Here is an 11,681-nt window from a genome sequence, read left to right on the forward strand (position 1 = left end):
TAGAAAAATATCTCGTAGTCCCTCATCAATCGTAAAAATTACATGTCGATGGTTAACTTGAAGAACATCCTCAGTAAGTAACCGACTCCATTCTTCACTTTCACCCACGGAACAAGTGGTGCAGAAACGTCCTTTACAGCGATATGGAACTTTTCGCACATCGTTACAGCCTTCACACACAAAGAGCTTGAATCCTTTTTTAATATCGCCACAATCACGGAATTTCTCAACCTCCTTAATAACGATAGGGCGAATTTTAGCTCAGTGTTTATTCTTAAATGCTTCCCAATGTTGATGTTTATCAAAAAAGATCTGTTTAAGAATATTCCTCTCCATAAAATGAAAATACCACAGACCAAAAGACTGTGGTAGACCCAAATTTTATACTTTCTTATCTTTTTAAAAAAAGGATAGATTAAGCAAAATCATTTGCCTAACCTATCCTTCTGTTGTCCATACAATTGAAAAAGTGGTTCCTTCATGAGAGCTTTCTTTTAATACAAGGTCAGCTTTTAAGACTTTTGCGAGCATTTTACTGAATGGCAAGCTGAGCCCAAGCCCTCTCACTTTCAGTTTCTTGTTGCTACCGCGGAAGAATCGTTCAAACACATATGGCTGTTCATCAGCCGGAATCCCAGTGCCGGTATCCTTGACATCTATCGATTGTTCGGACAGGGTGACTATGATTGTCCCTCGTTCGTCCATGGCTTGCAGCGAGTTATTCAGCAGGTTAATCATAATCTGCTGCAGGCGCAATGGGTCTGTCGTTCTGTAAATTGTCTGGTCAGGAAGGCTGACTTTATAGGCAAATTCCTTGTTCTGAGTAACTGCCCACTCCCGCACAATTTCCTGTATGAGTTGATTCATGTTGCATTCCTCGAGGCGAATGCAAAAAGCACCTGCAGATAAAGAGTTAAAATCCAGCAGATCGGCAATCATCGTCTGGAGCCGGTTTACTTCTTTTAGTGTAATGTCAAGGAATTCATGCCGTTCGTCTCCTGTGACCACCCCATCGCGCACTGCCTGGACAAGACCACTGATGGCGGTTACTGGTGTTTTCAGATCATGTGTAACTCCCGCCAATAGTTCTGTTCGCAACGTCTCGAGGTGCATCAAACGGCTGCTCATTTCCTTGAACGAGTGAATGAGTTCATCTATTTCATGCTCTTTCGCTGAGCTGTCTATCACAATCTCATAGTTTCCTTCCCGTATTTGGGAAGCAGCCCTTGCTACTTCCTGAATGGGTTTTGAAATTTTCTTTGATAGGATAAAAATGACGACCCAGCCAAGCAGGCCGAGCCCGATCAACATGATGATCAACAGCCGGTATTCTTGGTTCACATCAGTCAAGTCAGCGGCATCCTGCATCAGCACCACCCAGCCGACCTGGTTTTCCTCATAGATAATGGGGGATTTCACCGAATACACATCTTCCATTCCTTGCATCTGCAGCCTTTGGACTGAATCTTTGTTATCTATTATTGCAGGTGGAACGCTGTTATTTACTATATCGGACGGGGGTCTAAGCCCTCTTTTCATTTGCGGTGGCCTTGAAAAAAGAACATTACCTTCCAGGTCGGCTATAAAAATCCTGGGTTCTGTATTCAGTTCAAGCAGTTTTGAGCGGTCATCGAGCATTCTGTTAAAAAACTTGTCAAACCCGATATTCCCGTTCTGCTGGACAACCCTGTCAGCTGTTTCGTCTGCTAAATACCGCATTAAGTTCAGCCGGTTTTCCAATGTTGTTTGTTTAATCCACCACATCGAGCCTGCAGCCAGTATCACAAGACCGATGAGCATGGTAAAAAGGTATCTTGTCGTCCAGTACCTTATCAAAGTTGTGCGTGTTTTATTTGCCGTTAACACAGAACTGATACCCCAATCCTCTGAGCGTCCGGATTTCCCCCTGAGTGGCAGGCCAGCCTGACAGGGCCTGCCTGATCCGCTTGATTGCCAGGTCTACCGCCCGGTCGCTGCCGTCGTAATCCATTCCCCAAACATTTTCTATTAAATCATCCCTCGTAAAGGTTCTGTTGGGCCTCTCTGTTAAAAATAACAGTAAAGAAAGATCCCTTGGTGTTAGCATGACTGGTTCACCATTGAGAGTTACGGCATGTGAGTCCAGACTGATTTTCAGGCTGCCAAACTGTCTCGTATTCTCTGAATCCAGTACATTGGCAGACCGGCGCAGCACCGCATTCACACGGGCGACCACTTCTTCGCCTACGAAAGGCTTGGTGATGTAATCATCTGCACCCCCGTTCAACCCTTTCAATCGGTAATCAATGTCACCAAGAGCTGTCAACATGATAACCGGACAGGAACTCTTTGTCCGGATTTCCTGAAGGATCTTCCATCCGTCCATATCCGTCAGCATGACGTCCAGAAGGACAAGCTCAGGACCATGCTCGTAGAAAAGGCTCAATGCCGCTTCACCATCAAATGCCTGGAGGACATGTAGTCCCTCATGCTGTAAATATACGGTCAGCACCCTGGATATCGTTTGTTCATCTTCAACCACAAGCACCTTTTTCATTGCCGCCCCTCCACTGTATTGTAAAGTAGATCCCTTTTTATTTTGTGATTGTCCTCCGTTTGAAACCGCGAGGATCGCCTTAGTATGGTTGACACCATGAACGTGAGAACCGTCCCCACGCTTCAAATCGTCTTTAGGCCGGCTGAGTTGAGGAAGCGCGAGAGCCGTCCCCACGTTCAACTATAGCACGAAAAATCCCCGATGCTATACCGGGGATTTACATACAGCTAAAGATTAAAATGATGTGCTGGAGCCCTGCTGGATTCCAGTGTCCGTTCCACCATTAAATTTACCCATGCCTTCGTGGTGCTTGCCGCCTCGGCCGCCAGGATGGCCAAAACCACCTTTTCCAAACCCGCGAACGCCGAATAATTCATCTTCAAACAGCGCTTTTAGCTTATCAGGATTTTTTTCGTTAATTTCAGTGACAAGGTCTTTTGTTGACTTATCAGTAGTAGAGATTTTAAGCTCTTTGGCTAGTTGTTCAATTTTTTTGTCGCGCACTTCCTCTGCGATTTGACGGATGGATTTGCCGTCAATGGTAATATCAAGTTCTTTCGCATCCTTCTTCACCTTGGCTGACTGTACTTCCTGGGTTAATTCACGAATATCTTTGCCTTCCACCGTAATATCAAGCTTGGCCGCTTCTTTCTTAACGGAAGCAGTAAACACTTCCTGAGCCAGCGTTTGAAGGTCTTTTCCGTCAGTAGAGACGCCCAGTTCTTTTGCCTTTTTATTAAGTGATGCTGTTTGAACTTCCTGCATCAGCGTTTCTGCGTCTTTGCCATCTGTTGAAACACCCAGTTCTTTTGCCACCTCCTTCAGCTTTTCAAGGCGGATCTCATCGCGAAGGGTTTGGGCGTCTTTTCCATCCGTTTTAATGCCTAATTTCTCTGCATGTTCTTTTACTTTAGCCAGCGTTACTTCCTGGGCAAGAGTATCAACATCTTTCCCCGTTGTTGTAATGCCTAATTCCTTTGCTTCCTTCTTTAGTCGAGCTTCCCGGATCTCCTGGATTAAAGTTTCTGCATCCTTTCCGGACGTATTGATGCCTAATTCTTTTGCTTCTTTAATAAGGGCTTCTGAATCTCCTTTAAAGAACCCGCGGTGGCCGAATCCTTTTCCTTTAAAACCCCAATCTATCTTCTCTGTGGCTGTTGAATTCTTGTCAGCTGCAAGTGATGTTGTTGCGTATGCTCCCAGAAATACACTCCCTGCGACTGCAAGACCTAGAACTGATTTTTTCATTATTTACGCCTCCTGATATGTTAATTTTGGGCTAAGGCTTGGCTGAACCTTATATCATTACTTTAACTTCGTATTATGTCAGCCAAATGTCAGATGGAAAATAATTTTTATTTTTATTAAAACCTTGATTGCAGCAGGAAGCAGGCTGGTATGGCTTCTGAAAATGGGGGTGTGGTTGTGGTTTTGTGTGTCAGGTATATGTCAGGGACTTTCAGGAGTGAGATGAACAGCAATCAGAATTCCTATAAAAAATTTGAATTTGCTTCATACAGCGGGGAGTTTTAACTTGTAAAAACTTTCATGTTTTTAGCAATTGTTTCTGGCAATCTACTATTCTTACATTGCAAAAAGCAGTAAAATATAACTAATTTATCGTAGGAAATGACATACGAATGGGTTTGCCTAAAACAATCGCAGAATTGGATAGAATTAAAGCAGAGTGCAAATCAATGGTTACTAAAAGGGCTTCCGCCTCTGGGGCTGCAGCCATTATACCGGCGCCGGGAGCTGATATTGCTGCAGACGTAGCAATCATGCTGGAGTTATTGCCAGCAATAAACCGGAAATTCGGCTTGTCGCAGGAACAGATTGATGAGCTTGATCCAGATACAAAGAAAATGATTTTAATACTGATCACATCCGCTGGAAGTGAATTAATCGGGAAAGTCATTACGAAACAAATAGTAGCTCAATTGTTGAAAAAAGTGGGTGCGCGAGTAGCCGTAAAATCGGTAGTAAAATTTGTTCCTTTTTTAGGACAGGCTGCTGCAGCCGGTATCAGTTTCGGTGCGATGAAATACCTGGGCAATTCACACATTGATGAATGCTATACAATTGCCAAGCGCTATATAGAAAATTCCAACTAACATCATGCAATGATATGTCCAATTCGCTTATGAATTGGACTTTTTATTTTTAAGAAGGTACAAGGTTTTACAAAAATATGTACCTATTGATGGATGGGAACTAACGCATACAACGACCCGCGCTCACTTTATCTGGTGAGTGCGGGTCTTTTTTCATGCTTTATTTCAGTTTTATATTTTACTAGAGAGTTGCAATGTTTTTGAATAACAACAGTTATTGCACTTCCATCCGCAAATCCCCTGCTTTAGCCCATCCAATCATCTTGATTACCTGATACAAGCTAAGTGTAATCACTATTGGCAGAACCACCCCAACGGCGATATAAATGAGAAAGCTGATGAGTCCCTGATTTGCAAGGATATTTAAAGGGGCGATCAATGAATTAAGCCCCAGGCCGGCAATTTCGTAGGTTGCCGTGAATCCAAACCCCAAAGTAGCGATCGGTGCGCAAATAATCGCAGCCACGAAAGGCGGAATGATTAACAGCGGATTTTTTACCAGGTTAGGGAATTGTACTTTTGGCGTGACAAAACATTGGGCAAGAAATCCGCCAAGATCGTTCTGTCGCAGTGACATTGCCGTAAAACCGGCAAATTGGACCGTGCATCCAATTAAAGCAGCCGCGCTGGAGACCGGGTCCAATTGCAGGGCAATCGCAATCGCTGCAGATGATGCCGGCGACATCAAAAGAATGCTCCAGACAAGGGAAATCACCATTGAGGCGATTAACGGACTTCCTTGTACGGATGATGTGATTTCAGCGCTCAACCATTGCAGGAGTGGAGTAGTAACTGCCGCAAGTCCTACCCCCGCTACGCCGCCGGCCAATATTGCGCCGAAAGGGATTGCCATCATATCAAGCTTTGTCCGGCCTGTTATTCGTTTCCCTACATAGGTTGCGACAATTGCAGCCAGCATCGCGCTGATTGGCTGGCCCGAAACAATGGTGAAGGCGCCCTCAGCTGTCGGGTGGATTGCTGCCCCTCCGACGGCGCTGCTGGCCATCGCACTAAAAATGACTAGAGTATTTCCGCCCAGCTGGTACGCGATGCCGGCGCCAATTGCTGGAGCCAAAAGAACCTTTGCTGCCGACCCGATCCCAATAAAAGCTTCCCAGCCGATAAACTTCCCGATTGTCTCAAACAACAAGCCAATTCCTAATGTAACTAAAACTGCGTTTGCAATCCCCGTTGATGCTTTATACATTCTTTGAACGATATATTCCTTCATAATGCCTTCTCCAAGTTGTCCTGTGTTAGATGAACGTGTTTTGTATTACATATATCTATCAGATTTCAGTCTCCTAAAAGCTGTCGATTAATGATGATTTGTTCATGCTGATTGGCTCCTTACTCTATTGTTTTTGTTATCCTAACATAATTTATCTGAAAACACAAACAACTTTTTTAATTCAAAATAATTAAAAACGCTTACATTTTGCTTTTTATAAATTTGCCAAAACTTATTTTAAAAAAGTGATAAAGTTTGTAATTAATATGGGATGTTACACCAGTGGGGAGATTCAGAGATTTTTGCAACAAAAAAAAACGGGATATGGATGCAATGGCGTCAGCACCTCTCCCGTTTATATGTATGATTTTCAACTATTACAATTGATATAACTCGATTGGCAATCCATCTGGATCTGAAAAAAAGGTAAATCTCTTGCCCGTAAATTCATCAATTCGAACTGGTTCAACACTTATGGCAAAAGAAGTCAGATGCTCGATGGCTTCATCTATATCATCCACTTCAAATGCTAAATGGCGCCGGCCAGCCGCTTCCGGGTAACTGGGCCGGCCCGGCGGATTCGGGAACGAAAACAACTCGATTTGATATTCCCCGTTTACCTGCAGGTCCAGTTTATAAGAATCCCGTTCTTCCCGGTAAATTTCCTGACACGGAGTCAAGCCTAATATACGTACATAAAAATCTTTTGATTTCTCATAGTCTGAGCAAATAATCGCAACGTGATGAATTTTATTTAACTGCATGTGTTCACTCTCCAATAACAAATGTAATTATTATTATTATACATTCGCAAGTGTTTACAGCCATGCAAAAGAGCCACCCCTGCCATATTTTAGAGCCACTTCGGACAACAATCAGAGCCACCTCTGCCATGGTGAGAGCCACCCTGGAATACACAAAGGGACGAGACGTGCACTTTACATTGAGAGGCGGGCATGATAGCCTTGTTGGCCCAGCGAGCCTTGGTGCTGCTGGTTTTTGGCTGGGGATCCATGCCCGTAGAGGCTCGATGTAAAGTGACAACCTGTTACCACTGACAACTTGCAGAAGACTTTTTAATAGTGGCTATCCAAAAAATTCTAGTGGCTCTCAACTATGGCACAAGTGGCACTCGGTGGTGGCAATCTACACGCAAGCACGGGTCACCCAAGCCTATGAAAAAAGACTAAAAAAAATAATGGTTTGTTCATAGTTTGTTAATAAAGACGAAATCGACTTCAACTTCCTCCCTCTTGCATTGCAACCCCCTTACCAATACTGGTCAATAGTCGCAAGAAGAGGAAAGAAAAAAGTACTCGTTGCCATATCGCATCGAATGCTTCGAATCATTTACTCCATGCTTATAAACAAGGAGCCATTTAAAGAAATGCAAGTCAATTAGTATAACCAAAACCAAATAGACATATACAAGGTTACCCTCCCACAGGTAGCTCTGCTTTCTAATTGGCTTTTTCAGGTTATTTACAGAATTCCCCTCCATGATCAATAGTTTACAGGAGGGGCTTAGATTATTTATTTTCACAGAAAAAGATGGATTCAATATCCATCTTTTTTATCGTTTAATTATGCGCATTTTTTCAAATTTCAATGTTCAGATGAGTGGGGGAGGGAATCATTATTTTGCTATTTTATCATCCTTCTTTTTTGCTTTAAGGTAAATAAATACGATTGCTGCGAGTAACATACTAAATCCTAGCGGTACGGTAAATATTCCAGGACCTTGTTCTGTAACAGTTGTACTCTTCATTTGCCCACTAATTTCTGTCATTTCTTTGTAATGACCTTTAATGTAAAAGAATCCTTCTCCAAGTTTTGTACCAAGTTTAAGGTCTACCATTGATAATGAAACCATTAAAACAATTGTGGAAATAACCCAAGTGACAATGAAAACATTTAATACAATTATTCGCTTATTTTTTTTCATTCAATATTGCACCTCTCATGATTTTTTTTATATTATCTCTTATATTTTTACCGTCAGTCGAAAAAAGAGTAAAAAGGTTAAACATCCAAAAAATTCCCATAGTCTGAATTAATCCATTCGTGGAAAGTTCAAATAATGCATAACCAATAAAGGATGGAATTACTGGACCCATCAAAGATACCAAAATATCTTTTTTGGGCTCTACGCGTTTTCTAAAAATACCCATATTCAAATTTCTCTTCCCAATAAACCCGATTTTCTCCATTTCCCCCAGACCATAAAGACCTAATACGTGAGAAAATTCGTGTATAGCTATGGAGAGAACGAAACTTCCTCCTAACAGGAATGGTTCCCACATTGTAACCGGGTTAGATAAGAATAAGAATAGAAAAACCATTAGCAGTAAGCCCGCATTAAAATAGGGAGTGATAATCAATAAATACAAAAAAGTTACTAAAATATTTTTCTTTAAATACGTATTATCAAACCTTTTATTTAACTGGAAAAACTCAAACATTTGCCTAAATTGAAACGTCTTTAAATAGAACCAAAAGGCAGCAATCCTATCTGACACGCCTTTTCTTTTAATGTTTAAAAGGAATTCTTGGTTTAACTTTTCAAACAAGGTGGCACAATCATGATGAGCAAGCTCTTCTGTTATTTTATATTTCTTTTTTGTTATTTTTATGATTTCACCGATCGTTTTTGAACCATCTACAAGCGAAAGGATATAGTTCCCTGTTTCATTAATTGGGTACATTTCATCAAACGATTTATCTCTAATAAAGTTAGATTGTAATGTTACTTGTTTTGGAAAAGAGGGGATATCCTTTTTACTCAGATACATACAACGAACGCTCCAATCGTTTTTTACTAGTAAGAACGTAAATTAACGCAGCTGCAACAGTGCATATAATGATGATGAACACTTGTAGCCAAAATAGGCTGAAACTGATATATTCAATACCTTTACTGACAACTGCGTAAAGTATTAATGAATACACTGTAATTAATAACTTTCCTGCATTATTATGTGGATCGAAACTCATAGAATTAACTACCAGCGCTAAACTCGTAAATAATAAGAGTTTGAATATTTGTTCGGTCAAAAATAATGGTCCCAGTGATACACCAAACAAATGAAGTATACCAAAGGATACGATAAATAACAGAAAAGAAAGGATCAAGTAGAATGCAGTTTTTCCTATTAATAACTTCATCAAATCGATGGTTATATTTTTAATAGCTCTATGATTTTTATCCGAATAACTTGAGTGTTGAACACAAGCTAGACCTATAGAAACAATTAGAAAAACAAAGTAATCATCTATTTGTGCGTTCCCCATTAATGTAAAAGGAATTATGATAAATGCATTTCCTAAAACTACCGGAAACAATATTCCTTTTTTCTTTTCCCAACTTCTTAACACCTGGAGCAATTCAAATAGAAAGCCGTTATACCCAATCGATGCTGCAAAGTTTTTCGATTTTAATTTATTCTTATTAGCATCATCCCAGTTATATCTAGGACTTATGAAAACATGAATAAGAATAAATAGAAGAATACAAATAAGAAGCAAAATACTTAAATTGGTGAGTGCTTCATATGTAAAAATGGTTTTTTCTAAGAACGTTTGAAAAAATGAAAGGGACCTCATGATAAAAATTTGAAAGTAACATCCTAAAAAGGCGAAATAAAAAAGTAATTCGAACATTTTTGGCATATTTTTATATCTTGCAAATATACTTTCAATAGAACACTTTACAATGAAAGATAGAAGCAATGAAAACAGACAACTTAAAGCGAAAAAACTTATAAATAAGCCAAAAAATCTCATATTATATATTTGTAATATGGCAATATTCGCGCTGATTCCTTCGAGAATGTAGAGTATCCATAATGAAAGTAACAAAGGGTAATAGTATGCTTTAAATACGGTACTCTTTTTTACAGGTAATCTTAATAGAAAAGCTCGATCCTCATTTTTAAAAAAATTAAGGAGCAAGAAACTTACAAATAGAATAATAAAAGAAAAAACAAAAAAAAGTTGTACAAATTCTGTAGAACCAATCTCTTTGAATTGGGAAACTGCTTCTTTTAACCCCTTGTATAGATAGACCTGGAACCCGAGCAAAATAGCAAAAATGATGATAAGCCCTTTTTGGTCCGTTTGTTTCATTTTTCTTTTCGATTGTGTGAATGATAATTTACATATTTGCAACCACATGACGAACCAGCTCCTCATTATTTACACTCATAGTTTGAGAAATAAATAATTCTTCTAAAGAATCCGTTTGATATTTTGCTAATATCTCATTTTTATTTCCAGTTAATAAAACTTCTCCATTATGTATCATAGTAATCCGGTCGCAAATTTCATTTGCGATATTCAAGTCATGTGTAGAAATAAATATACCTTTTCCGCTATCTCTTAAAGCTTGAAACAATTTTTTTAATAGGTAAATTACTTTTGGATCAAAACCCGCAATGGGCTCATCCAATATCAGTAATTCCGGACGTGTACATAAAGCCGATACTAATTGCACTTTTTTCTTCATTCCCCTGGAAAAGAAATTCACATTAGCATTCAAATCATATAATTCTAATAAATCAAATAGTTGATGGGCATTCTCTAACGCCTTTGATTTAGAAAATTCATATGCTTGACTAACGAATTCAATGATTTCTAAAGGAGTAAGATTTTCTAGCAATATTTCATCGTCGGGAACATATCCAATATTTCTTTTAAAAGAAACGAAATCTTTTGAACTCAGAAGAGGGGTTCCGTTGTAACGGATTGAACCTTTATCACTCTTCATATGATTTAATAAAAGTTTAATAATAGATGTTTTTCCTGCTCCGTTAGAACCTATAATTCCATGAATTTCACCTTTATGGATAGGAAATGAAACATTTTTTATTCCTTTTTCTTCTGTGTACATTTTTGTTATTTCTTCAAATACGATTAATGATTCTCTCACTCCATACACCTCATTTTCAAAAAACGGTGTCTAAAAAATATTTAGACACCGTTCTAATTTTAATTAACTGTTACTTATCATAACAGGATACTTTGTACGTTGTACCCCAGAAATAACTGTCTACTTTAGCTAAGCCACCACTTTTTGAACACGATGATACAGCCTTTTGCATAGCGTATTGGCTATATGCCCACACTACAAACAACAGCACAAGACCTACCCACCAGTATTCATCCCCTGTAACTTTTTCACGCTGATTTAACTCTACTACTGGACTTTGATAATTCATTGCATTCCCTCCTTATTTATAACACGATACTGTCCATGATGTTCCAAACATGTGGCTGGAAACTTTGGCTGAACCACCTTGGTTTTCACAAGCTTTAATCGTTTTCGTCAAAGCATAGTTGCTATAAACTCTCACGGCAAATAATAAAACAACAACAGCCCACCAGAACTCATCACCGATGAATTCTCTGTTTTTACTTTCAACACTCGGACTTACATATGCTTTCGATTTCCTTATGTCATTTTTAACAAGCCGTTTCGAACGCAGCATCAATGCACCCCTTTTTTTAATATGTACTTGGCTAATAGAACATTTGAAATATTCTATTATCATAACTATATCATTACTAAACTGTATCTATATGGTACTAAATTACCATTTTATGTTCACTTTATGTAAAATAAATCAACTATTTATTTACAAAAATTAGTATTTATTCGATTAAACGTTATATTTGTAATAATTCATCTCTTTTAAAAAATATGTTGTCAGAATTAATTATTTTTTGTTTAAATCAACAGTTTAGTAGAGTAGAAAACAGGAATTAGATATTGTCTTCTTGTCCTCGGGTTTCAGGGTGTTCC

At 39.1% G+C, this 11,681-nt stretch carries 12 protein-coding genes and 1 pseudogene; 1 reads left to right on the forward strand and 12 read right to left on the reverse strand.

Translation table 11 applies throughout. The annotated features are described in order from the left end of the window. From CU633_RS23495 to CU633_RS21715, 4 genes and pseudogenes are all read right to left on the reverse strand, one after another. A pseudogene (locus tag CU633_RS23495) lies at positions 1-336 on the reverse strand (transposase zinc-binding domain-containing protein); the annotation flags it as partial. A gap of 102 nt (positions 337-438) precedes the next feature. Next, the gene (locus CU633_RS21705; RefSeq protein ID WP_257959261.1) at positions 439-1,866 is read right to left on the reverse strand and encodes a sensor histidine kinase; all 1,428 of its coding nucleotides are present in this window, start codon (positions 1,864-1,866) and stop codon (positions 439-441) included. Beyond that, positions 1,850-2,536, reverse strand: coding sequence for a response regulator transcription factor (locus CU633_RS21710; RefSeq protein ID WP_101662635.1), 687 nt, complete (start codon positions 2,534-2,536; stop codon positions 1,850-1,852). Before CU633_RS21710 ends, CU633_RS21705 begins: the two co-directional genes overlap by 17 nt. A gap of 234 nt (positions 2,537-2,770) precedes the next feature. Beyond that, positions 2,771-3,784: a hypothetical protein gene (locus CU633_RS21715; RefSeq protein ID WP_101662636.1), complete on the reverse strand. Its 1,014-nt coding sequence runs from the start codon at positions 3,782-3,784 to the stop codon at positions 2,771-2,773. Between the two features lie 392 nt (positions 3,785-4,176). On the opposite strand from CU633_RS21715, the gene CU633_RS21720 reads away from it, so the two are divergent. Further along, the gene (locus CU633_RS21720; protein WP_101662637.1) at positions 4,177-4,650 is read left to right on the forward strand and encodes a hypothetical protein; all 474 of its coding nucleotides are present in this window, start codon (positions 4,177-4,179) and stop codon (positions 4,648-4,650) included. A 214-nt stretch (positions 4,651-4,864) separates the two neighbouring features. Here the strand turns inward: CU633_RS21720 and CU633_RS21725 are convergent, their stop codons facing one another. From CU633_RS21725 to CU633_RS21765, 8 genes are all read right to left on the reverse strand, one after another. Then, a complete protein-coding gene (locus tag CU633_RS21725) occupies positions 4,865-5,881 on the reverse strand; it encodes a PTS transporter subunit IIC (protein WP_101662638.1) in 1,017 nt (338 codons plus the stop codon). 377 nt (positions 5,882-6,258) lie between these two features. Next, positions 6,259-6,645 (reverse strand): SMU1112c/YaeR family gloxylase I-like metalloprotein, encoded by a 387-nt coding sequence (gloA2, locus tag CU633_RS21730; protein ID WP_101662639.1) that lies wholly within the window; start codon positions 6,643-6,645, stop codon positions 6,259-6,261. An 872-nt stretch (positions 6,646-7,517) separates the two neighbouring features. Beyond that, positions 7,518-7,826 carry a hypothetical protein gene (locus CU633_RS21740; protein WP_101662640.1) on the reverse strand — a complete coding sequence of 103 codons (309 nt, stop codon included), beginning with the start codon at positions 7,824-7,826 and terminating at the stop codon, positions 7,518-7,520. Further along, positions 7,813-8,673 (reverse strand): PqqD family peptide modification chaperone, encoded by an 861-nt coding sequence (locus CU633_RS21745; RefSeq protein WP_101662641.1) that lies wholly within the window; start codon positions 8,671-8,673, stop codon positions 7,813-7,815. Before CU633_RS21745 ends, CU633_RS21740 begins: the two co-directional genes overlap by 14 nt. Then, the gene (locus CU633_RS21750) at positions 8,660-10,054 is read right to left on the reverse strand and encodes a hypothetical protein (protein WP_101662642.1); all 1,395 of its coding nucleotides are present in this window, start codon (positions 10,052-10,054) and stop codon (positions 8,660-8,662) included. Before CU633_RS21750 ends, CU633_RS21745 begins: the two co-directional genes overlap by 14 nt. Continuing rightward, a complete protein-coding gene (locus CU633_RS21755) occupies positions 10,035-10,808 on the reverse strand; it encodes an ABC transporter ATP-binding protein (RefSeq protein ID WP_101662643.1) in 774 nt (257 codons plus the stop codon). The genes CU633_RS21750 and CU633_RS21755 overlap by 20 nt, the downstream gene beginning before the upstream one ends. Before the next feature lie 70 nt (positions 10,809-10,878). Next, a complete protein-coding gene (locus CU633_RS21760; protein WP_101662644.1) occupies positions 10,879-11,097 on the reverse strand; it encodes a hypothetical protein in 219 nt (72 codons plus the stop codon). A gap of 12 nt (positions 11,098-11,109) precedes the next feature. Beyond that, entirely contained in the window at positions 11,110-11,367 is a 258-nt protein-coding gene (locus CU633_RS21765) for a hypothetical protein (protein ID WP_101662645.1), read from the reverse strand. Between the last annotated feature and the right edge of the window lie 314 nt (positions 11,368-11,681).

This window comes from Bacillus sp. V3-13, assembly GCF_002860165.1.
GTDB lineage: Bacteria > Bacillota > Bacilli > Bacillales > Cytobacillaceae > Bacillus_BJ.